The organism is Breoghania corrubedonensis, assembly GCF_003053845.1.
Lineage (GTDB): Bacteria > Pseudomonadota > Alphaproteobacteria > Rhizobiales > Stappiaceae > Breoghania > Breoghania corrubedonensis.
Genome location: NZ_QAYG01000005.1, coordinates 85,861 through 108,684 on the forward strand (window position 1 = coordinate 85,861; position 22,824 = coordinate 108,684).

Annotated in this window: 17 protein-coding genes; 12 read left to right on the forward strand and 5 right to left on the reverse strand. The window is 65.1% G+C overall.

From position 1 onward, the window contains the following. Window positions 1-2: 2 nt before the first annotated feature. Both rpsI and C8N35_RS14240 read left to right on the forward strand, forming a co-directional pair. Window positions 3-482: a 30S ribosomal protein S9 gene (gene rpsI / locus C8N35_RS14235; protein ID WP_107990374.1), complete on the forward strand. Its 480-nt coding sequence runs from the start codon at window positions 3-5 to the stop codon at window positions 480-482. An 87-nt stretch (window positions 483-569) separates the two neighbouring features. Then, the gene (locus C8N35_RS14240) at window positions 570-1,148 is read left to right on the forward strand and encodes a peroxiredoxin (RefSeq protein ID WP_107990375.1); all 579 of its coding nucleotides are present in this window, start codon (window positions 570-572) and stop codon (window positions 1,146-1,148) included. A 43-nt stretch (window positions 1,149-1,191) separates the two neighbouring features. On the opposite strand, the gene C8N35_RS14245 is transcribed toward C8N35_RS14240, so the two are convergent. Together C8N35_RS14245 and C8N35_RS14250 are read right to left on the reverse strand one after the other, a co-directional pair. Next, entirely contained in the window at window positions 1,192-1,869 is a 678-nt protein-coding gene (locus C8N35_RS14245) for a DUF922 domain-containing protein (protein ID WP_107990376.1), read from the reverse strand. A 230-nt stretch (window positions 1,870-2,099) separates the two neighbouring features. Then, window positions 2,100-2,747, reverse strand: a complete 648-nt coding sequence (locus tag C8N35_RS14250) for a DUF922 domain-containing protein (protein ID WP_107990377.1) — start codon at window positions 2,745-2,747, stop codon at window positions 2,100-2,102. A 332-nt stretch (window positions 2,748-3,079) separates the two neighbouring features. Here C8N35_RS14250 and speB point away from each other — a divergent pair, with 332 nt between their 5' ends. Further along, on the forward strand, window positions 3,080-4,042 hold the full coding sequence (gene speB, locus C8N35_RS14255) for an agmatinase (RefSeq protein ID WP_107990378.1): 963 nt from the start codon (window positions 3,080-3,082) through the stop codon (window positions 4,040-4,042). A gap of 409 nt (window positions 4,043-4,451) precedes the next feature. On the opposite strand, the gene phaC is transcribed toward speB, so the two are convergent. Further along, the gene (gene phaC / locus C8N35_RS14260) at window positions 4,452-6,260 is read right to left on the reverse strand and encodes a class I poly(R)-hydroxyalkanoic acid synthase (protein WP_107990562.1); all 1,809 of its coding nucleotides are present in this window, start codon (window positions 6,258-6,260) and stop codon (window positions 4,452-4,454) included. Between the two features lie 730 nt (window positions 6,261-6,990). On the opposite strand from phaC, the gene C8N35_RS14265 reads away from it, so the two are divergent. The 8 genes from C8N35_RS14265 to C8N35_RS14300 all read left to right on the forward strand — a co-directional run bounded on the left by C8N35_RS14265 (window position 6,991) and on the right by C8N35_RS14300 (window position 16,598). Continuing rightward, window positions 6,991-7,458 carry a hypothetical protein gene (locus C8N35_RS14265; RefSeq protein WP_107990379.1) on the forward strand — a complete coding sequence of 156 codons (468 nt, stop codon included), beginning with the start codon at window positions 6,991-6,993 and terminating at the stop codon, window positions 7,456-7,458. 414 nt (window positions 7,459-7,872) lie between these two features. Next, window positions 7,873-9,087 (forward strand): LL-diaminopimelate aminotransferase, encoded by a 1,215-nt coding sequence (locus tag C8N35_RS14270; protein WP_107990380.1) that lies wholly within the window; start codon window positions 7,873-7,875, stop codon window positions 9,085-9,087. Window positions 9,088-9,110: 23 nt separating this feature from the next. Continuing rightward, the gene (locus tag C8N35_RS14275) at window positions 9,111-10,469 is read left to right on the forward strand and encodes a homoserine dehydrogenase (protein WP_107990381.1); all 1,359 of its coding nucleotides are present in this window, start codon (window positions 9,111-9,113) and stop codon (window positions 10,467-10,469) included. A gap of 5 nt (window positions 10,470-10,474) precedes the next feature. Further along, window positions 10,475-11,470: a class II fructose-bisphosphatase gene (gene glpX / locus C8N35_RS14280; RefSeq protein ID WP_107990382.1), complete on the forward strand. Its 996-nt coding sequence runs from the start codon at window positions 10,475-10,477 to the stop codon at window positions 11,468-11,470. A 332-nt stretch (window positions 11,471-11,802) separates the two neighbouring features. Further along, a complete protein-coding gene (locus tag C8N35_RS14285) occupies window positions 11,803-12,747 on the forward strand; it encodes a zinc-dependent alcohol dehydrogenase family protein (RefSeq protein WP_107990383.1) in 945 nt (314 codons plus the stop codon). A gap of 416 nt (window positions 12,748-13,163) precedes the next feature. Continuing rightward, the gene (gene recJ, locus C8N35_RS14290) at window positions 13,164-14,888 is read left to right on the forward strand and encodes a single-stranded-DNA-specific exonuclease RecJ (protein ID WP_107990563.1); all 1,725 of its coding nucleotides are present in this window, start codon (window positions 13,164-13,166) and stop codon (window positions 14,886-14,888) included. Between the two features lie 123 nt (window positions 14,889-15,011). After that, window positions 15,012-15,269: a hypothetical protein gene (locus tag C8N35_RS14295; protein WP_107990384.1), complete on the forward strand. Its 258-nt coding sequence runs from the start codon at window positions 15,012-15,014 to the stop codon at window positions 15,267-15,269. Between the two features lie 495 nt (window positions 15,270-15,764). Then, on the forward strand, window positions 15,765-16,598 hold the full coding sequence (locus C8N35_RS14300; protein ID WP_107990564.1) for a tetratricopeptide repeat protein: 834 nt from the start codon (window positions 15,765-15,767) through the stop codon (window positions 16,596-16,598). A 211-nt stretch (window positions 16,599-16,809) separates the two neighbouring features. On the opposite strand, the gene C8N35_RS14305 is transcribed toward C8N35_RS14300, so the two are convergent. Together C8N35_RS14305 and bcp are read right to left on the reverse strand one after the other, a co-directional pair. Further along, window positions 16,810-18,153: a M23 family metallopeptidase gene (locus tag C8N35_RS14305; RefSeq protein WP_107990385.1), complete on the reverse strand. Its 1,344-nt coding sequence runs from the start codon at window positions 18,151-18,153 to the stop codon at window positions 16,810-16,812. Window positions 18,154-18,463: 310 nt separating this feature from the next. Further along, window positions 18,464-18,934 (reverse strand): thioredoxin-dependent thiol peroxidase, encoded by a 471-nt coding sequence (gene bcp, locus C8N35_RS14310; protein WP_107990386.1) that lies wholly within the window; start codon window positions 18,932-18,934, stop codon window positions 18,464-18,466. A gap of 337 nt (window positions 18,935-19,271) precedes the next feature. Between bcp and C8N35_RS14315 the strand changes: the two genes are divergently transcribed. Further along, window positions 19,272-22,514 carry a YhdP family protein gene (locus C8N35_RS14315; RefSeq protein ID WP_170122110.1) on the forward strand — a complete coding sequence of 1,081 codons (3,243 nt, stop codon included), beginning with the start codon at window positions 19,272-19,274 and terminating at the stop codon, window positions 22,512-22,514. Window positions 22,515-22,824: the final 310 nt, after the last annotated feature.

Here is a 22,824-nt window from a genome sequence, read left to right on the forward strand (position 1 = left end):
GCATGGCTGAAGTGCAATCCCTTGAGGAACTGGGCGAAGCCATCGGCACGACCGCTGAGGCCGCTGCTCCGGTCCACGAGAAGAAGGTCGATGCGCAGGGCCGTTCCTACGCAACCGGCAAGCGCAAGGACGCGGTGGCCCGCGTCTGGTTGAAGCCGGGCACCGGCAAGATCGTCATCAACAAGAAGGACTTCACGGCCTATTTCGGTCGTCCTGTCCTGCAGATGATCGTTCGCCAGCCGATCGTCACCGCCGATCGTGACGGCCAGTACGACATCGTCGCCACCGTCTCCGGCGGCGGACTGTCCGGCCAGGCGGGTGCCATCCGCCACGGTATCTCCAAGGCGCTCACCTACTACGAGCCGGAGCTGCGCGGCGTCCTCAAGAAGGGCGGCTTCCTGACCCGCGACAGCCGCGTGGTGGAACGCAAGAAGTACGGCAAGGCCAAGGCCCGTCGGTCCTTCCAGTTCTCCAAGCGCTAAGCTTTCGCGACATTTCGAATTCGACAAAAACGCTGCACTTCGGTGCAGCGTTTTTTTATGCTCGCTCGAAAGAGGAGGGAGCATCCGATGACCGACCTGCACACCCCGCCGCCCGACCTGCACACCCCGCCGCCCGGCCTGCCGCGGCCCGTCGATGACGGCGCAGCCGCCCATCTGCCGGGCCGGCGCCTGCCATGCGTGCCGCTGGCCTCGACTGAGGGCGGCACGGTCGACCTCTCCGCCATCGCGGGCCGAGTCGTCGTTTACTGCTATCCGATGACCGGCCGCCCGGACGTCGCCCTGCCGGAGGGATGGGACACCATTCCCGGTGCGCGGGGCTGCACGCCGCAAAGCTGTTCCTGGCGCGATCATCATGCCGAGCTGAAGGCCCTTGGTGCGGAGGTTTTCGGTCTGTCCACCCAGGCGAGCGACTATCAGCGCGAGATGGTGGAGCGGCTGCACCTGCCTTTCGCCGTTCTGTCGGATGTCGGCGGCGACTTCCGTCGGGCGCTGGAGCTTCCCACCTTCGAGGCGGCCGGCATGACGCTTCTGAAACGGCTGACCTTCATTGTCCGCGATGGCGTGATTGAGGACGTGCTCTATCCGGTGTTCCCGAGCGATGCCGACGTGGCCTGGGTCATGGAGCGGTTGCGCGCCTCGCGGTGATCCGATCCCGCCCGAAGGGCGATTGCGACAACGTGAGGCGGCCTTACTGCCGGCGCAACAGGGCCTGCGTCGTCGGATCCTTCATGCCTTCGCGGGCCTTTGCGGCGAGGGTTGCGATGGAGGGTTTGCGCAACGCCTCGGCAAACAGCGGCAGCCGCTCGAGTTTCTGGCCGTCCCGCCGGTCGAGCGCGGCATGCAACGCGCCGCAGCGCTTCATTTCCGCCAAAAAGACCTTGGCCACGTCCCGCCGCGCCGAGGCGCAGTTCTTGGGCGACTGTCTGCTGGCGCTCCGTTCGTAGCGCCTGGCGCACTCAATGATATAGCTGCGATGCTGCTCCTCATGCCGTTTCACGAAAGCGGTGAACTGCTTCCACGAAGCTTCCGTCTTGCCGGAAAGCCGCCTGCGATCGCGTGCCTGGGGCAGGGTCATCGTGAAGTCGAGGCGGGTCTTGAAGTTGCTCAGCTTGCATCCCCTGGGGGTCTGCTGCGCATTGAACACGACCGAGGGCGCGCGCATGGTCAGCATGCCGAGTACCACGTCTACCCCCTTGCGGCGTATGGCGTATCTGAACATGGACACGACGAGGTCATGTTCGCTCTTGCCGTAGACCGAATGGTTCTTGATCCGTGTCCTGGAGGTGACTTCGGCACCGGCCGTTCCCGCTGAAAGGACAAGGCCGGCGGCGACCGCGATGTTCAGGAAAAAACTGGCACGCCGCATCTGTGATCCCCCGATCCCGGAAAAAGAAGGGCGCACCGTCCTTGCGCCCGCGCGGTCTGTCTACAACAGCCCAAAAGGACTGAACGGTCAATAAACGCAGGTTTGAACCGCGTGCGGCGGGGCACGCGAGGCGATCCGCCAAATGCGGGTGCCGGACGGATGATCGCCCGTTCGCGGCTCCCGGAGGCAAGGCGGCAGCGCAAATGCCGCACCGCGTTGACGGCGATGGCTCACGGCCGTGTCTGGGCCAGGCGGCGCGGGTCGTTTCCGGCGATTTCCGGGCCGCGCCGGGCGGCGACGAAGAGCGGCAGGTTGTCGACCTCCGCGCCGTCATGCCGATCAAGCTGGTCGTTCTGGCGCTGGGCCTTGGCGTATTCCTCTTCCGCGATGCGCGCCAGCGCCTTGTCGACACCGGCGCAGGTTGGCGCCGCCACGCGCTTCGCGCGCGCCTCGTAGCGCGCGGCGTAGTCCAGAAAATAGCGCCGGTGCGTGAGCTCGTGGTGTTTCACCGTGGCGACGAACCGGGTCCACAGTCTCCTGGTGGCCGGATCGAGGCGGCTTTGCGCGCGGGCGTGGGGCAGGGTGATGGTGAACTCGATCCGGGTCTTCAGCGCGCCCACCCGGCAGCCATTGGCGTTCCTGACCGGCACATAGGAAAAGGACGGCTCCATCTCCAGAAGACCCATCACGACTTCCTTTCCCGGCTGGCGGATCGGAAACCTGTTCATCGACATGACGAGCGATGCCGGCGTGCTGCCGTAGACCGTATGCCGCTTGTAGCGCGTCTTGGAAATGACCTCCGCCTTGGCGGCGCTCAGCGGCATCGCGAAACACAGGATCGCGGCCATCGTCAGGATCGAAGTGGCGGCCTTTCGCATGGGTCGAGCTCCTTCGGTTGCCTTCCATTGTTCCGGGCTAACGCCGCCGGGGCAAGCGGAGATGCCGCAAGCGTCACTATGAACCGGCTTCGGGCGCGAAACCGGTTATCCCGATGCGCTTTGGGCTCGCTCCCGACCGGCGGCGAAAATGGCCGGATCTGGCGGAATTCCGCGGAGTGCCGAGGGCACCTTGCTCGTCGTTTGTACGGAATTTGACCGAAGACTCTCTAAACAGAACAGACGCGACGTCAGGTGTTGCGCGCCATTCCATCTTTCGCCGTTTCGGTGCAAGGTCATGCGAAACGTTGTTCAGTCGACCCGCCGGAGGAACCATGTCCGACATCCGTCCCTATCCCACCGACGATGCCGTTTTCGGCGAGAGCCTGACCGGCGGCTCGCATGAACCGGCCTATTCGGGCGTCTCCTCCTTCATGCGCCGCCGCCTGTCGCGCAATCTTGAAGGCGTCGATGCCGTCGTTTGGGGTATTCCCTTCGATGCGTCGGTCTCCAACCGTCCCGGCGCCCGCTTCGGACCGCAGGCCGTGCGCCGGGCCTCCGCCATTCTCTGCGGCGATCCGCAATACCCGTTTCACGCCGATCCCTTTGAAAACATGGTGGTTGTCGACTATGGCGACTGCTCTCTCGACTACGGTCACAACGAGCGCGCGCCTGCGCAGATTGAGGCCCAGGCGGCCGGGATCCTGAAATCGGGGGCCCATCTCTTCTCTATCGGCGGCGACCATTTCGTCACCTATCCGCTGTTGAAGGCGCATGCGGCGGAGTTCGGGCCGCTGGCGCTCGTCATGTTCGATGCTCATCAGGATACCTGGGACGATGCCGGCGACCGGATCGATCACGGCACCTTCGTCGGCCGGGCGGTCAGGGAGGGGCTGATCGATCCCGAGCGCTCCGTGCAGATCGGCATCCGCACGCATGCGCCGGAAACATGCGGCGTTTCAATTATTTACGGTGACGATGTGCATCGGCTCGGCGTGGATGGGGTGATCGGCAAGATCAAGGAACGGGTCGGTGGCGGCCCCGCCTACATGACCTTCGACATCGATTGCCTCGATCCGGCCTTCGCACCGGGAACCGGCACGCCGGTCTCCGGCGGGCTCTCCTCGCGCGAGGCGCTGATGATCCTGCGCGGACTTTCGGGCCTCGCCTTCGTCGGCGGCGATGTGGTTGAGGTGGCCCCCGCCTACGATCACGCCGACATCACCGCGATCGCGGCCTCCAGCGTGGCCCAGTACTATCTCGGCCTGCTCGACGAAAGGCGCAAGGCCGGCGGCTGAAGCGTTCAAACGAACATTTTGCAGCCGATTAACATTTGGGACTGAATTCCTATCGTGTTTCTCGTAAATGCAAAAGATCCGCGAAAGGGCGAGAACGGTCCGGCGGCGGGGATAATTCGGTCGCGGGCAGGTCGGTCCTAGCGCGGGGCCGGGCGGGGATAACTCGGTCCGGCAAGGTGAAGGAGGCGGAGCACCTGCGGTGCGCTGATTTCTGGATTCCGGATCAGCGTTCGGCTTGGCCTCACTTGTCCGGAATGAGGGCGCTTGTGGCGGGCTTGAAGCCAAACCCGACCTTCCTCATTCCGGGCGGTCTGCGCCGCAGGCGCATGGCCGGACCCGGGATCCAGCAAATCAGGGCGGCCAAGCCGCTCCGGCTCCCCTTTCTTTCTCCGAGTCGACTTATCCCCGGCTACGCCTGCATCTTCACGTATGAGCCCGGTGCGTCCTCGATGATCCTCACCCGTCGGGCGCCGGGTTTTCTGGCCTTCACTTCCGTGGCGTCGTGACTGCGGATCCATCCGTCCCAGTGTTCCCACCAGGAGCCGGGCGTCTCGGTGGCGCTGGCGAGCCAGTCCTGGAAGGCGCCGTCGACCTTGCCGCCGGTCCAGTACTGGTACTTTTTCTTCGCCGGCGGATTGACCACGCCGGCGATGTGGCCGGACCCGGTCAGCACGTAATGGACATCGCCGCCGAAATGCTTCGAGCCCTCGAACACGGAGAGCGCGGGGGCGATGTGGTCTTCGCGTGTGGCGAGGTTGAAGACCGGGATCTTGACCTTTGAAAGGTCGAGCTTTTCGTCCGCGATCTCCATTGTCCCCGAAGTCAGCCGGTTTTCCAGATAGCAGTTGCGCAAGTAGAAGGAATGGTTCGCCGCCGGCATGCGGGTGGAGTCCGAATTCCAGTACAGAAGGTCGAAGGGGAAGGGCTCCTTGCCCCTCAGGTAATTGTTGACGACATAGGGCCAGATCAGATCGTTGGAGCGCAGCAGGTTGAAGGCGGCCGCCATCTTGCGCCCGTCCAGATAGCCCTTCTGCCGCATGCGCTCCTCAAGGTTCGAGATTTGCTCCTCATCCACGAACACCTTGAGATCGCCGGCATATTTGAAATCGACCTGTGCGGTGAAGAAGGTCGCGGTCCTGATCCTCTCGTCGCCGTGCGCAGCCATGTAGGCGAGCGTCACGGCCAGCAGCGTGCCGCCGACGCAATAGCCGATGGCGTTGACCTCCTCGACCTGCGTCGCGCGCTTGATCTTGTCGAGGCTCTCGAAAATGCCCTCGCGCATGTAATGCTCGAAGCTCTTCTGCGCCTGGCACTCGTCGGGGTTGACCCAGGAAATGACGAAAACGGTGTGTCCCTGATCCACCGCCCAGCGGATGAACGACTTTTCCGGGTTGAGATCGAGAATGTAGAACTTGTTGATCCACGGCGGAATGATCAGCAGCGGCCGTTTCAGCGCCTTTTCCGTCGTCGGCTCGTACTGGATGAGCTGGCAGACGTCGTTCTGCATGATCACCTTGCCCGGTGTCATCGCCAGGTTGACCCCGACCTCGAACTTGCTGCCGTCCGACTGGCGGATCCGCAGGTCGCCATGCCCTGCCTCGATGTCCTCGGCCAGCATCTGCATGCCGCGCACCAGGTTCTGCGCGTTGCAGCCCATCGTCTCGCGCAGCAGTTCCGGATTGGTCAGCAGGAAGTTCGACGGCGACAGCGCGTTGGTGATCTGGCGCACATAGAAATCGGCCTTGTGGCGGGTGTGATCGTCCAGCTCCGCGGCTTCCGCAACCATCATCTCCGCCCAGCGCGTGGTGATCAGGTAAAGCTGCTTGAGAAAGTCGAAGAACCGGTTTTCCGTCCAGTCGTCGTCCTTGAAACGCTTGTCACGCGGTTCCGGCTCGATCGTCGGCTTCACCTCTTCGCCGGCCATCCGTTTCAGCGTGCCGTTCCACAGGTCGACATAGCCCTCCATCAGCCGGGACTGGGCTTCCACGCTGCGCTGCGGGTCCTTCATCCAGTATTCGCCAACGCGCGACAGCGTCTTGACCACTTCCGTGATCTGATCGGCCATGGCGTCCTGGGCCTCGCCGGTCTCGCGCGGGCGCACATAGGCCGCCAGCGCCTTGCCGCCTTCCTCCACGACGCGCGCCATGTTGTGCGCAAAGGCCTCGGGATTTTCCACGATGAAGCGCAACATCGGGCTGTTGTCGTGGGCTTCGGACATGAACGCGCCTCCCTGACTGCGGGTCCCCGGTTCGCGCAAATGCGCCATCCGGACCTCACTCGTCGCCGGCGGACCCAGCCCCTCCGGCCCCCCGCGACTTTTCTTCGTCCGCTTATTTCATAATAGGCTTCTGCAACCGTATTCTGACAAGGGCCAAAGGTTGCTTTTTGCCATTGCGCTGCAGCAAAAAAATCGCGGCGCAACAAAGACTTGCATAAAAGATATGCGAACGCCTAGGCAATTCGCCTAACCTAGCGGCACATCATCAAGATGGGGATGCGCGGACTCGGGTCAAGCACTTCGCCGGACTTGCGCCGGGGGCGGGAGATCATATCTGTAGCCGCGGACGCCGCGAATCGCGGGCGCCTTCTTTCGTGCCTTCTGTCAGCGCTGGCGAACGCGTGTGCGCCGGCTGCTCTATCCTGCGCCGCGCGGCCATGATATTGCGACGCGGCGGTGTGGTAGCCGGAAGATCTTGTGCGACGCGGCGTATTCGGGGATCATGATAGGGTAAACGGCGATCGGGCCGGTTCCGGTATCTGGTTTTGGTCTATGGTTCTGGTTCCGGTGGGGCTGGCATGCCCGCGACATTGGAAACGGCATCCGGATTGTCCGGTGGCTGTCGAGGGGCCCCGTGAAAACGGGGGACTGCGTGAAGGGTGAAACGGTGCGACGGTCGAACGCGAAGGCCACGGATGCGGCGGGACGACGGATGCCTGTCAGAGGGCTGATGGCCGCCTTGGCCGTGTCGTTGCTGCTTGCCGGTTGCGCGGGCGATCCGGACGCGACTCTTCTGGGGGTGGTCATGGTGCCGCCCAACGGCGTTCCGGGCGGCGTTAGCCCCGGCGTCGCGCGGGCCAAGCCCGCGGTCGCGCCGGTCTCGACGCCAGCCTATCGCGACCCCGCCTCCCGCGACACCCGAAAGCCCGATTACCTTTACGATCCCGACAGCCCCAACAAGGTGGTTTCGCGCGAGACCGCGCCGATCGCCTATGCGGAACCTTCCATCAGCGGCGCGCCGTTGAAGCAGCCCGACGAGGTCAACCGCACGGAGACGGAACTGCGCCATCTCGCCCAGCGTAATTCCTCCGGCAGCGGTCGGGGGCTGTGGAACGCCAAGATCCAGGATCTGCTCCAGAAGCGCGATCACCATATCGACGACGCGATCAGGAAGATCGAAAAAGACGACACCGACTAGACACGCCCGCTCTGGCCGCGCGCGAGGGGCCACACCCCACCGATCCCGACTCGCCCTCAAAATGCCGAACCCTGGCGGTACACGCTGGAAGACGTGCCGGGCGTCGGCGTATGAGAATTGCGCAAAAACGCCCCCGCATCGCGCATCGACTTGCCCCGGAACACGCTCTGAATCTGCGAACTTTCCGCGTATGGGAATGCAATTCAAACGCTGTTAGCCCTGGAAGTTTGGAATAATCTTCGAAAAATGTGCCCATAAGGTTCACATAAGCAAGATTATGCGATTTTCGCCTTGATTGCGATTTAGCTAGAGTCGCGTCCGGCGATGGAGTATCCATCCGCCGCAAATGTCGTGCGCCGGCTGCGGGATCCTTGAAACATCCGCGGGGCGTTGTTCAGGAGAAGGGCCAGAGCCATGGAGTTCCACAAGACACGCCGGCTGCCGCCGTATGTGTTTGAAGAAGTGAACAAGCTGAAGGCAAAGGCCCGGGCCGCAGGCGCAGACATCATCGATCTCGGCATGGGCAATCCCGACCTGCCGACGCCGCAGCACATCGTCGACAAGCTGACCGAGACCGTTCAGGATCCGCGCACCCACCGCTATTCCGCCTCCAAGGGGATCAAGGGCCTGCGCAAGGCCCAGGCCGGATATTACGGCCGCCGCTTCGGCGTGAAGCTCGATCCCGATACCCAGGTCGTCGCGACGCTGGGCTCCAAGGAAGGCTTCGCCAACATGGCCCAGGCGATCACCGCGCCGGGCGATGTGGTGCTGGTGCCGAACCCGAGCTACCCGATCCATGCATTCGGCTTCCTGATGGCCGGCGGCGCGCTGCGCTACGTGCCGGCGGAGCCGAACGCGGAATTCTTCCATGCGCTGGAGCGCGCCGTCATCCATTCGGTGCCCAAGCCCATCGCTGTGATTCTGTGCTATCCGTCGAACCCGACGGCCAATGTCGCGGATCTGGAATTCTACCGGGACGTCGTGGCATTCGCGAAGAAGCACGAGATCTTCGTGCTCTCCGATCTCGCCTATTCGGAGATTTATTTCGATGGCACGCCGCCGCCGTCGGTGCTTCAGGTGCCCGGCGCGATAGACATCGCGGTCGAATTCACCTCGCTTTCCAAGACATTCTCCATGCCCGGCTGGCGCATGGGCTTTGCGGTGGGCAACGAACGGCTGATCAACGCGCTCGCGCGGGTGAAGTCCTATCTCGACTACGGCGCCTTCACCCCGATCCAGGTGGCGGCCACCGCCGCGCTGAACGGTCCGGACGAATGCATCGAGGATGTGCGTCAGGTCTACAGGAAGCGCCGCGACGTGCTGGTGGAGAGCTTCGCCAATGCCGGCTTCCCGGTGCCGTCGCCGAAGGCTTCGATGTTCGCCTGGGCGCCGATTCCGGAAAAATTCCGGGACCTTGGCTCGGTTGAGTTCTCCAAATTGCTGATCGAGAAAGCGGATGTCGCGGTCGCGCCGGGCATCGGTTTTGGCGAATACGGCGACGACTACGTCCGCATCGCCCTTGTGGAGAATGAACAGCGGATTCGTCAGGCCGCGCGAAACATACGTCGCTTCCTTGAAACGGCGGACGAAACATTGCACAACGTGATCCCGATGGGTGCCTGCCGCTAACCTGAAAACTGGATCACGTATTTATGCAAGATGCCTTGAGACTTGGCGTCGCCGGCCTTGGAACGGTCGGCGCGTCCGTCATCCGTCTCGTCCAGGAGCATGGCAAGCATCTGGCCGTCCGCTGTCGCCGGCCGATCGAAATCGTCGCCGTTGCCGCGCGCGACAAGACCCGGGACCGTGGCGTCGATCTTTCCGGCTATGCCTGGTATGACGACGCCCTCACGCTCGCCCATTCCAACAGCATCGACGTTCTGGTGGAACTGATCGGCGGCGAGGACGGCCCGGCGGAAGCGGCGGTGCGCGCCGCGCTCACCTCCGGCAAGCACGTGGTGACGGCCAACAAGGCGCTGCTCGCCAAACACGGCATGGAGTTTGCCAAACTCGCCGAGGCCAATGGCGTCAGCCTCAATTTCGAGGCGGCGATCGCCGGCGGCATTCCGATCGTCAAGACGCTGCGCGAGTCGATGGCGGGCAATTCCGTGACCCGCGTGTCCGGCATCCTCAACGGCACCTGCAACTACATCCTGACCCGGATGGAGCGCGAGGGGCTGTCCTTCGAGGAATGCCTCCGGGAAGCGCAGCGGCTGGGTTATGCCGAGGCTGATCCGACCTTCGATATCGAAGGCAACGACACCGCCCACAAGCTGGCGCTGCTGACGAGCCTCGCCTTCGGCTGCCAGACATCCGTCGATTCCATCTATCTGGAAGGCATCACCGAGATCACCACCGCCGATATCGAGGCGGCGGACGAGCTTGGCTACCGCATCAAGCTGCTGGGCATCGCCCAGCGCACCGACACCGGCATCGAGCAGCGCGTCCACCCGACGATGGTGCCGAAATCGTCGGCCATCGCGCGCATCGACGGCGTCTTGAACGCGGTTGCGGTGGAGGCCGACTATCTGGGCGAGGTGGTCCTCGTCGGCCCCGGCGCCGGCGGCAACGCCACCGCCTCTTCGGTCGTTGCCGACATCGCGGATATTGCCCGCGGCGACCTGATGCCGACCATGGGGCGTCCGGCGACCGAGCTGGAGCCCTATACGCGTGCCCGCATGCGCCGGCATGAAGGCGGCTACTTCATCCGGCTGTCCGTTTTCGACAAGCCGGGAGCCTTTGCGACGATCGCGCGTTGCATGGCGGAGAAGAACATCTCACTTGAATCGATCGTGCAGCGCCGTCGCGCGCCCAGGAGCGAGGCGCCCGACCTGTCGGCCGATGCCCCCCGCCCGACGGCGCCCCAGCCGGTCATCATGATCACCTATGAAACGACCGAAGCGGATATCAAGGCCGCGCTTGAGGCGATCGGACGCGAAAACGTCATCGTCGGCAAGCCGCGCATGATCCGCATCGAACGCAAACCGGACGCTGGCACAGCGCAAGGATGACACTTATGTCTTCTGACGATGATACATCGAAGTACAAGCTTGACCGCCTTCTGACCCTGGAGGTGGCCCGCGTGACGGAGCGCGCGGCCGTTTCCGCAGCCAGGATGCGGGGACGCGGTGACGAGAAGGCCGCCGACCAGGCCGCTGTCGACGCCATGCGGCGCGAACTGAACCGTCTGCCCATCGACGGCACCGTCGTCATCGGCGAGGGTGAGCGCGATGAGGCGCCGATGCTCTATATCGGCGAGAAGGTCGGCACCAAGCACGGGCCGCAGGTCGACATCGCGCTCGATCCGCTGGAATGCACGACCGTGTGCGCCAAGAACCTGCCGAACTCGCTCGCCGTTCTGGCGCTTGCCGAGCATGGCGGGCTGCTGAACGCGCCCGACTGCTACATGAACAAGATCGCCATCGGCCCGGGCTATCCCGATGGTCTGGTCGATCTCGATGCGCCGGTGGTGGAAAACATCGAAGCGCTGGCCAAGGCCAAGGGCGTGAAGCCGGAAGAGATCAACGTCTGCGTTCTCGACCGTCCGCGCCATGCCAAGCTGATCGAAGACATCCGCGAGATCGGCTGCGCGCTGCGCCTGATCGGCGACGGCGACATTGCCGGCGTGATCCACTGCACGACGCCGGACGAGACCGGCATCGACATCTACATGGGTGTCGGTGGCGCGCCTGAGGGCGTGCTGGCGGCGGCCGCGCTTCGCTGCGTCGGCGGTCAGATGCAGGGCCGTCTGGTGATCGCGCGCGACGACCAGTACGAGCGTGCCGAGCGCATGGGTATCTCGGACCTCAACCGCAAGTACAGGATGGAAGAGCTCGCATCGGGCGATGTCTACTTCTCCGCGACCGGCGTTACGGACGGCAATTTCCTGCAGGGCGTGAAGTTCGAGAAGAACCGGATCCTGACGCACACCTGCGTGATGCGCTCCACCACCGGCACGATGCGCTGGATCGAGGGCGAACACACCGATTTCAAGAAGTTCTATCTGGACTGAGGTCCGGACAGACCCTCGCCATGTGAAACGGCGCTGCACTCGTGCGGCGCCGTTTTGCGTTCAGGGAAGGGGGGAGGTAAGTGTGAGGTATGGAGCGGCTTCGCCGCACTTGTTGCGCTGGATTCCGGATCAGCGTTCGGCTGCCGCCTCACTTGTCCGGAATGAGGAAGTTTGGATTTGGTTTCAACTCTCCTCTTGCTCCTCATTCCGGGCGGTCTGCGCCAAAGGCGCATGGCCAGACCCGGAATCCAGCAAATCAGCGCGCGCGCATGCGCGCTCCTTTATCCTTCCTTCCTTCTTCATCCTGCCTTTAAAGCCGCAGCCGTAGACCCATGAAAAACCAGGCCCTCATCTACCGCGCCTTCGGCGATCCGCTCGACGTCCTTCGCCTTGAAACCGCCGAGCTTGCCCCGCGCGCGCCCGGCACGCTCCGCGTGGAAATGGCGCTCGTCCCCGTCAATCCGTCCGACCTGATCCCCGTCACCGGCGCCTATTCGCATCTGATCACCCCACCTATGGTCGCCGGATACGAGGGCGTAGGGCGGATCGTGGAGGCGGATGACACGGCGCTTGTCGGCCGTCGCGTGCTGCCGTTGCGCGGCCCCGGAACCTGGCAGCGCCATGTCGATTGCGATTCCATCCTTGCCGTGCCCGTTCCCGACGATATCGACGATGCGACAGCGGCGCGTGCCTACATTAATCCGATGGCGGCCCTTCGCATGCTGACCCGCTGGCCGGTTCGCGACAAGCGCGTGCTGCTCACCGCCGCGGGGTCGAGCTGCGCGACGTTGCTGGGCCATTGGGCGCTGGGGCAGGGGGCACGCGAGGTGATCGGTCTTTATCGCAGCGAGGCGCGGGTGGAGCGCATGCGCGCGCTCGCCATTACGCCGCTTCACGAAGGCGATGCCGGTGCGGTCACGGAGGCGGCTCGCAAGGCCGACGTGACCTTCGATGCGGTCGGCGGCCGGCTCGGCTCCCTCATCCTGAACGCGATGGGGGACGGCTCGGTCTTTGCCGGTTACGGGCTCATGAGCGGCGCGCCGGTCACCCCCGACGGTTTCCCGCGCGCCGCCTTCGAACGCTTCCATCTGCGCGACGATCTCGCCGTGATGAGCGCCGCCGACTGGCAGGGCGAATTCGACCGGTTGTGGCCGCTGCTGCGGCAGGTGGCGTTCCCGAAGGCAGAGGTCTTCCCGCTGGAACGCTGGCGCGAGGCGGTCGCGGCCTTCCATGTGCCGGGCGCGGCAAAGCCGCTCATCGATTTCCGGGCGGGGTAGGGGGTGTGAAAGGGATTAGGCGCGGCTTCACCGCCCTCCTTGCGCTGGATTCCGGGTCTGGCCATGCGGCTTCGCCGCAGACCGCCCGGAATGAGGGGGTTTGTAGCGGACTTGAAGCCTAACCCAACCTTCCTCATTCCGGACAAGCGAGGCGAAGCCGAGTGCTGATCCGGAATCCAGCGCAAGGAGGGCGGTGAAGCCGCGCCTAATCCCCTTCCTCTTCTCCCGCAGCCGCATCCTCGCCCGACTCGCGCTATAGTCGCGCACGAACTTCAACCCGAACCGACGAGCCTCTCTTGCTTCAAAAGCCCGCCTCCCTCCGCCATGACAGCTTTCGCGAAGACCCCGAGACCCGCGCCTTCCTGGGCGTCTCGCGCTCCGCGACGGGGCGGGCCTGGCGGGAGCGGCTGGATGCGATGAGTGCGATCCAGGCTCAGGCCATCGCCCAGCAGAACGGTATTCCCGACGTGGTTGCCCGGGTGCTCGCCGGGCGCGGTGTCGATGCGCAAGGCGCGGCCGAATTTCTCGATCCCTCCATCCGCGCGCTGATGCCCGATCCCTCGACCCTTGTCGACATGGACGCGGCCGCGGCACGTCTTGCCGATGCGGTTGAGCGAAGCGAGGGGGTCGCGATCTTCGGCGATTACGACGTCGATGGCGCCACCTCGTCCGCCCTGATGGCGCGCGGGCTGCGCAGCCTCGGCCTCGATCCGCGCATCTATATTCCCGACCGTATCATCGAAGGCTACGGCCCCAACCCGGCCGCCATGCGCGAGCTGAAGGCCGGCGGGGCGAGCCTCCTCGTGACACTTGATTGCGGTTCGGTCTCCTTCGAGGCGCTTGAAGAGGCGGAACGGATAGGCCTCGACGTGCTGGTCGCCGACCATCACCAGATGGGCGTCGAACGTCCGCCCTGCGTGGCGCTGGTCAACCCGAACCGGCAGGACGATCTTTCCGGCCAGGGGCATCTGGCCGCCGTCGGCGTCACGTTCCTCGTCCTCGTCGCGCTCATGCGCGAGTTGAAGAGGCGCGGTTACTTTGCGGGCAAAGCACCGGATTTGCTCGCGTGGCTGGATCTTGTGGCTCTTGGCACCGTATGCGATGTGGTGCCGCTTCAGGGGCTCAACCGGGCCTATGTGACCAAGGGGCTGTTCGCCATGCACCGGCGCGGCAATGCCGGGCTGGCGGCGCTTGCCGATGTGGCGCGGGTGAACGGGCCGCTGACGCCCTATCATCTGGGCTTCCTGCTGGGTCCGCGCATCAATGCCGGAGGCCGCATCGGCGATGCGGCGCTGGGCGCGCGGCTTTTATCGTGCGACGACGCGCAGGCGGCAGGCGAAATCGCAGCCCGGCTCGACCGGCTGAACACCGAACGCCAGACCATGGAAGCGGTGATGCTGGAGGAGGGCGAGGCCCAGGCGACCGCCGTGATGCTGGACGGCGAGGGGCCGTCGGTTCTGGTGACGGGATCCGACACCTGGCACCCGGGCGTGGTTGGTCTCATCGCCTCGCGCCTGAAGGAACGCCACCGCCGCCCCGCCTTCGCCATCGCCTTCGATGCGGACGGACGCGGCACTGCCTCGGGGCGTTCTGTGCCCGGCGTCGATCTTGGTGCCGCCGTTCGCGCGGCGGTGGATGCGGGCGTGATCGTCAAGGGCGGCGGACATGCCATGGCCGCCGGCCTCACGGTGGAGCGCAACCGGGTGGAGGACCTGAAGGCCTTCATGGAAGAGCGTCTGTCGGCCGCGGTCGCCGCCTCGCGCGAGGATCACGTCCTGAAGATCGACGGCGCGGTGACGGCATCGGGCGCGACGCTGGAGCTGATGGCGCTACTGGAAAAGGCCGGGCCTTATGGCGCGGGCCACAGCGAGCCGATCTTCGCGCTGCCCTCCCACCGGGTGACCTTCGCCGATACGGTCGGCAACGGTCACGTGCGGCTGGCGCTCGCCGGTTCCGATCGCAGTTCGATCAAGGCGATCGCCTTCCGTTGTGCCGACCAGCCGCTGGGCAAGGCGTTGCTCGGCGCGCGCGGGCACATGCTGCACGTGGCGGGATGCCTGTCGCTCGATCACTGGCAGGGCACACCGAAGGTTCAGTTGCGCGTGCTCGATGCGGCAGAGCCGAAGCTCGGCCGGCGCTGAGACGCGTGCTCGGCTCAGCGACACTGTTCCGAATTGGTCGGTGCCCCCGCGTCGCATTCCATTAACCAAGCCGAAACCCTCGCGCGCCTAGTGTTGCGACCTCCCATGATCAGGAGGTCCAGGATGGACACGCACTCCGAGCTTCATGCGGTGCTGGCCGAGCTACGCACGAGCGCAGAACGCGCCGAGGCAGCGCTCTCGAAAGTCCAGCTTCGCACCGATCCGCGCATCATGCCGCCCCCCGGCATGCTGGCGGCGTTCTCGCTGGCCGCCTTGCCCGCCACTTTCGTTTCCAGGGCGTTGCGCGCGCGGCGCGATCAGGGCGCCTCACCCGGCTCCCGCACGCCGCGCGGCGTGGTGCATCCCGGCGGCAGGGCCTGAGTGGGCGCTTGCGCGAACACGATGCCGCAGGGGCGGGCAGGCGCTGGAAAACGGCGGGATCCTGGCGACTCTCTGGCGCGAATTCGGCGCCCCAACGGCAGCTTTCCGGCAATTGTGCCCGGCGCGCAACACACCTTCGTGAATGTATCGGCTAAGTATCCGACAGGCGGTTCGCGCCCCCTTTCGGCCACGTTTCTGCGGGCATGTACCGGGTCGACAGGGAGCGGTGCCGGATCCCGATCTGCCTTGCGAGCATGTCTTGAAAGGATGATCGTGACCGACAACACCGCCACGGATACGCGACGTTTACCGCTTCAGGGGCACGCTCGCGGAAATGGCGGGAGAAGCCGCCGCACGGAAGACGGGAGACCGACCCCGGAAGCCTGGAAGGCGCACCAGCGGCTCATGGCACATGGTGCTGCCGCCGGATTTTCCGGAACCGGTCGATGACGTCGCCGCAGCGGGCTTTCGCGGAGTAACGAACAGAAAATGATCATGCGGAATACCAACGCGATCCTTTGTCTGGCAGGAGCATTGGGCCTGGGCGGCGTGCTTACGTTGTGTCCGCTCGACGCAAGCTATGCGTTCGATCCGAGCGCGACGTCGGGCAATGCGCAGACGACGCCGGTGGAAGCGTTCCGGATGGGCGCGCAGGCCTATTTTGCGGGCAACAAGCAAAAGGCGGTCGATGCGCTGTCCTTCGCGGCGGAGAACGGCGTTCCCGCGGCACAGTGGAAACTCGGGCGCATGTATGCCGACGGCGACGGCGTGGCCGAGGACGACCTCAAGGCATTCAAGTACTTCTCCCGTATCGCCGACCAGCATGCCGACGATGCGCCGAGCTCGGAGCAGGCGCCCTATGTCGCCAGCGCCTTCGTGGCCATCGGCTCCTATTACCTGACCGGCATACAGAACACGGCCGTGAAGCCGAACGTGCGCCGTGCGCGCGAGATCTTCACCTATGCCGCGTCCTATTTCGGCAATGCCGACGCTCAGTACAATCTCGGCCGGCTCTATCTGGTGGGCGGCGGCAACGAAAAGCCCGACCCGCACATGGCCGCGCGCTGGCTGAAGCTTGCCGCGCTGAAGGGCCACTACGAGGCCCAGGCGACGCTCGGCAAATTGCTGTTCTTCGACGATGCGATGGGGCCGAACCGGGTCCGCGGCCTGATGTGGCTGACGATCGCGCTGCCGCGCGCGCACGGCATGAAGGACGCCTGGATCACGGATACCCAGGAGCGCGCCTTTTCGCTTTCAAGCGAGACCGAGCGCCGCCGTGCGATGAAGCTCGCCCAGCATTGGGAAAAGAAGGACATCGCCTCGCGCTGACGGCGTTCGCGGGGCTGAAGGGGCGAAATGGCGGGGAGCGCGTCCCCGCAGCCCGTCGCCGCCAAGGGGCTTGCGCCGCCAGCGCCGGCGGCCGTGCGGACATGACGCGACAGCGACGCGGGCCGTTTCCAGACCCGAACCCCCGCGTTTCGCCTTGTTTTCCGTGATCCGGTATCGTCTGGCTGGAGCTATTGCGCGCGCGTTGTGGCGCTCACAGGATTCCCGCCAGCTTTTCGCCGGCCGTGAGGAACGTCTCCGGGTCGAGCGGGCCTGAACTCAGCCGCGTTTCGTAATGCAGATGCGCGCCGGTGGAGCGGCCGGTGCTGCCCACCTGGCCGATAACCGCTCCCACCGACACCTTCTGTCCGGCGGAAACGAACACCCGGCTCATGTGGCCATAGCGGGTGACGATGCCGTTTCCGTGATCGATTTCCACCATCAGTCCGTACCCGCCGTTGCGCCCCGCCGACACGACGGTTCCCGCCGCCGTGGCGTGGATCGGCGCGCCGTAGGGCGCGCGCAGGTCGACGCCGGTGTGCATGGCGGGCGTGCCCAGAAACGGATCGACCCGGGCGCCGTACGGGCTGCTGACAGAAAGCGTGCCGTCGAGCGGCATGGCGAGCGGCAACGAGCGGACCCCGTCGCGCAGGGTGGAAAGCCGGTCCACCGCGCGCTCCGCACGCAGCAGACGGTCGTTGAAGCTGTCATCTGTGGTCAGCGGTTCGTACGGTCCGCCGACGGCGTCCTCGTCGCGATTGCCGAGGGGAAGGCCGAGGGAGCGCGTCACCCGTTCGATGCGGGCGATATGATGTTCCGCCGTCACGGCGATCACGTCGAGCGCGGTCGCGGATTGCCGGTCCATCACGTCGAGTGCGTTCTCGATACGGCCCATCACCATCTTGTCGGATTTTGCAACAGCCGGCTCGGGCCCGGAGGGCGTCGAAGTGGGCTGGACGAGGGGGCGCGGCTTGCGGTCGGTCTTGTGCGATGGTCCGGCCATCGTTCCGCGCAGACCGAACCCGTCGAGGGGGGCGGGAGTGGTATCGATCCGCGCCGCTTCGATGCTCTCGGGCAGATCAGAGGCCCGCGCCTGTTCGATCGAAGCTAGAGGCTTGGTCGGCGGAAGCGGCTCGGCCGCGGCGATGGCGAGCCCCGTCCTGGCCGCGCGGGCAAGCACGTCGGCCACCCGCGCGTGGCGTGCGTCGATCTCACCCTGACGCCGCTTGAGGGCGTCGATCTCGCTTTCATAGGTATGGCGCGCGACCATGCTGCGGCTGGTGATGCGATCGATGCGGGCGCGCAGTTGCGCGATGCGGTCCTGGTAGATGCGCAGTTGCGCCCGTTCAGCGGCGACCCGCCCGGAGGGCACGTCATCGCGCAGCATCATGTAGCCGGCCGCCCCCAGGTACCCCGTCATCAGCAGGAGGCATCCGGCGACCGCCGCGATCGCCACGGAGGGGCGGACCGTGAAGCTGCTGGCGCGTTCGCCGCGACACAGAATGATTCGCAGCGGGATCTTCTGGGAAGGCTCGGCCTTTGAGGAAGGCTGCTGCATGGCACGGACCGCACAATGAACTGAAAAAAGCCGTGGCCGGGAATGTGTCGTCTCGCCGTTTGCGCAAGCCGTCGGGAAACGAAAGCTCTCGTATCGGCGTTCGCGGACCTCTCCCGAACCTGAAGCCGATTAAAGCCCCGGTAAGGTTAACAAAGCCTTTTTCATCAGGGGCGGGCTGCGGAAAATGGGGCCGTTGTGCGAGGGCGGAGGCTAGAAAAGACCGCGCGGAGCCGAGGGCAGGGCAATGCTGCTTCCGCAGGTTTGCGCCAGAGCGGGCGGCCACCATGCCGCCGGCTCTGGCGCAAGGCGTTCACGAAAGCGCGCGCGCCTCGGCGAGCACGGCCTCGGCATGGTCCTTCACCTTCACCTTGCGCCAGATCTTAGCGATCCGGCCGTCGCGGTCGATCAGAAAGGTGGAGCGTTCGATGCCCATGTAGGTGCGGCCGTAGTTCTTCTTTTCCACCCAGACCCCGTAGAGATCCGCCACCGCGTGGCCCTCGTCGGAGGCGAGAACCACGTCGAGGTCATGCTTTGCGCGGAACTTCGCATGTTTTGCGCAAGCGTCCGGCGATAGGGCTATGACGATTGCGCCGGCGGCCTCGAACTCGGCCTTGCGGGCGGTGAAATCAAGCGCTTCGGTCGTGCAGCCCGGGGTGTCGGCCTTTGGATAGAAATAGACCACGACCTTGCGGCCCTTGAGGCCGGAAAGATGGACAGTCTCGCCGCTGTCCGTCGGGAGGGTGAAATCGGGAGCGGTGGCTCCCTCGAGCAATTCGCTCATACTGCCTTCCTTTCGTCGGCTTTCGCCGCATAAAGAACAAGAACGCCGGCCTGTGCGCAAGACGCGCGCCGAGGCGGTTTCCAGGTGCGCCCGGCCAAGAACCATGTCAGAAGATTAAGCCTATCGGGGCTTTTAAATGGCTGGAGGAGCCGGTCCGCATCGCGGCCGGAAGTGTGGCCGCAAAGTGATTGGTCTAGCGGGTCGAAGGTACAGGCCCGCACTGCCGGATCAAGGGGAAAGAGCGCCTGTGAGATGGCCACGATTTCGTCGGTACGACCGACCCGCGAACGCGGCTGCGAGCGACGCGACCGGCACGCCGCCGCGACGGCGTTGGTTCTTGCGCGTGCGCACGCTCGTCGCGTTCGTGCTGTTGGCCTTTTTCCTCGTTGTTGGCGCGCGCCTCGCATCCGCCCCCTATGACAGCGTCTGGCTTGGCCGGCTTGCGTCTTCGTATCTGGTCGAACGCAGCCGTGGCGCCGACATCTCGCTCGATGCCGTGCGGATCGACTTTTCGGGCAAGGCGGCAGCGCCGCTGACGCTTCTCGACCTGACCGTTGAAACGAAGGACGGTTCGGTTTCGGCCGAAATTCCGGAAGTCCGTGTTGAAAAGGTGCTTTCCGGGCTGTTGCTCGGCGATTTCGGTGTCGGGCGCGTGAAGCTCGTGCGCCCGGCGGTGGTGATCGATCGCGAAGCGAACGCGACGTCCGCCTTTCCCTCCGCCGCCGATCTCGCCAGGGAGGTCGATGCCACGATCGGCGCGGCGGTGGCCGATTTCGCGACTTTCGGCATCGAAAGCGTCGAGGTGGACGACGCCGAGCTGGAGCTTGCCGGACCGCTCGATCGCCGCTTCCGCACGATCGACATCCGCATCGCGCCCGACAAGAGCGGCGAGCAGATGGATATCGACGCCTCTGTCGCCGGCCGGGCCGGGCGCTGGAACCTGCGCTTCCGGAGCGGAGCCGACAACAAGGATGGCGGCCGCTGGTTTTCCGTGGCCGGCGCCGACGTCACATTGGCTGACCTGCTGCCGGCGGACTATCCCGTGCGCGCCGGGCGCGGGCTCGGGTTGCCGCTGTTTCCCCAGGCGCGGTTCCATCTGGACGCGGACGGCAATCTCACGCGCGGCGAGATGCGCCTTGGCGTCGGTGCGGGCTACATTCGTCTGCAGGACGACGACGCGATCCTGATCGACGAGATGCTGCTGGCGCTGTCCTGGACGCCGGAACGCCAGCAGATCGTGCTGGAGCCCTCCTTCGCCGCCTTTGGCGATACCCGGATCGTGTTCCACGGCGAGATCCGGCCGCCCGATGCGAAACGCGACAACTGGCAGTTCGCCATCGAGGTGCCGCAGGCGCGGCTGAAACCGCGCGATGTCGCCGGGCCGCCGCTGACGCTCGACCGGGGCCTGCTTTTCGGCAGTTTCGATCCCGCGCGCATGTTGTTCGACATCGATACCTTCAACCTGCGCGCCGGCAACCTCAGCGTGACGGCGGCGGGAAGCGTGGAGTTCGGTCCCGATGGCCCGCTCGCGGCACTCGCCATCTCATCGCAGGAACTGACGGTCGCGAGCCTCAAGCGGCTGTGGCCGGCGATGACCGTGCCCGAAGCGCGCGACTGGTTCATCAAGCATGCGGTTTCCGGCAAGTTCAAGGACGCGCGCTTCATCATCGCTTTAGATCCGCTCGGTTTTGATGGCGATCCCGCGACCGTCGGCTGGACGGAGGACGGCCTGCGTCTCGACTTCTCGCTCTCGGGGGGAAAGATCAGGACGATTGGCGACCTGCCGGACCTCACCGACATGAAGGCGACCGGAACCATCCGTGGCGGCGGCTTCGCCCTGAACGTTGAGAAGGCGAAGACCGTCGCTCCCGGCGGTGGTCAGGTGGAAGTCGCCAAGGGCGTGTTCTCGATTCCCGACCTGCGCCCCGACGAAAAGACCGGTCAGCTGGAATTGACCCTGAAAGGGGCCGCGTCCGATATCGCGCGCATTGCCGAACAGGACCCGGTCAATGGTCGGGAGCGGCTCGATATCAGCCCCGACGGCATGTCCGGCCAGGCCGATGTGACGGTCTCGGCCTCGTTCCCGATTCGCCGCAAGGAAGATACTGTCCTGCAACGGGAGGTCTCCTGGACGGTCGCCGCGAAGCTCGATGATTTTTCCAGCGATGAGCCGATCGGCGGTCAGATCATCAAGAACGCCGATCTTCAGGTGACGGCCAATGCCGCCGCCGCCCAGGCCCGGGGACGCGGTCTCCTGAACGGGCTGCCGGTGGAGATCAATCTCAACCAGCCGCTGCAAGGCGCCACGGGCGAGCGCGACCAGGGCGTGGTTCTCGATTTCGACGCCGGCGATCTGAGCGAGCGCGGTGTCGATCTGGGCGGGATCATCGACGGCAAGTTGCGTCTGACCGTACAGACGTCGGAAGACGGCCATCGCACGGTCGTCGCGGATCTGACCCAGAGCCAGTTGCGCCTTGCCGAGATCGGCTGGACCAAGGGCGCCGGCGTGCCGGCCAAGGCCCGCTTCACCGTGCATGAAAGCAATGGCGTCCAGATCGTCGACAACTTCCATCTGACCTCGGACGGGGTGGATGTGCAAGGCAGCTTGCGGATCGGCAAGGACGGGCAGCTGCTGGATGCCGATTTCAACAAGTTCTCGCTGCGCAAGTCGGATTCCGGCACGCTTTCGATCACCCGCGCCAAATCCGGTTATGAGGTCGAACTCAATGCCACGAGCTTTGACGGACGCGGCGTCATCGCCATGATGCGGCGCTCCGGCAGTGGCGGCGATGAGGCGGACGATCCGCAGGGCCGGGCGCTGACCTTCAAGATGAAGGCGGACCGGCTGATCGGTTTCAACGATACGATGATCACCAGCTTCTCGCTCGATCTCTCCGCAGCCGGCGGGACGATCAAGGATCTGGAGGCCAGCGGACTGATCAACGCGCGCAGCGATCTCACCGCTGCGCTTTCCGGCGATGGAGCGCAGCGGCAATTGCGCGTCGATACGGATGATGCGGGTGGATTTTTCCGGTTTGCCGACTTCTACGAAAGGCTGCTGGGCGGCAAGGCGACGATCACCGCGTCGCTGCCCGCGCCGGGACGTGCAACGGGCCGGCTGATGGTTTCGGATCTGGCGATCACCGACGACCCGGCACTGAAGAAGATCGTCAGCGCCGATCCCGGCCTGATCGGCGCCGATTCCAGGCCGATCGCACGCCGGCGCGTGCTGTCGCGTGGCGAGATGTCGTTCCAGAAGCTCGACGTCCGTTTCCACAAGGTCGGCGACCTGCTGACGATCGATTCCGGCGCCCTGCGCGGCTCGGTGCTTGGCGGGGCGATCGACGGCACCATCAATCTCGCCTCGCAGCAGGTGAACCTGAAGGGCACCTTCGTGCCTGCCTACGCGGTCAACAACCTGTTCGGCCAGATTCCGGTTCTGGGCCAGCTTGTGGGCGGTCGCAACGGCGGTCTGCTGGGCGTCAACTTCCGTGTGACCGGAAGCCTGGACACGCCGGTCGTCTCGGTCAATCCGATGTCCGCCATCGCGCCGGGCATCTTCAGGAAGATCTTCGAGTAGAGAAGGGGCGTGCGGGATGCGTGTCCGGACCGCGGACGATGCGATCGACGGTTCCCGCTGACGGCACCCGCTCGCGCCTTCCTCTCCGCCCCCCCGGTCTCTTCGCTGGCAGCACCCCTGTTTTCGAAAATCCGCAAACCGGCGCGGGAGGTGCAGGCAAAGGCCCCTGACGCGGGGGCCACGTATAGGCCACGAGCCCCGGAAGACGCCAATGGGGCGGGCGCGTCAGAGAAGGAGCGCGGGCGATGGATAAGCGGGAAGGCGGCCTTCGAACCCCGCAGGAGGGGCAATTGCCGGGGGTGATCGTCGG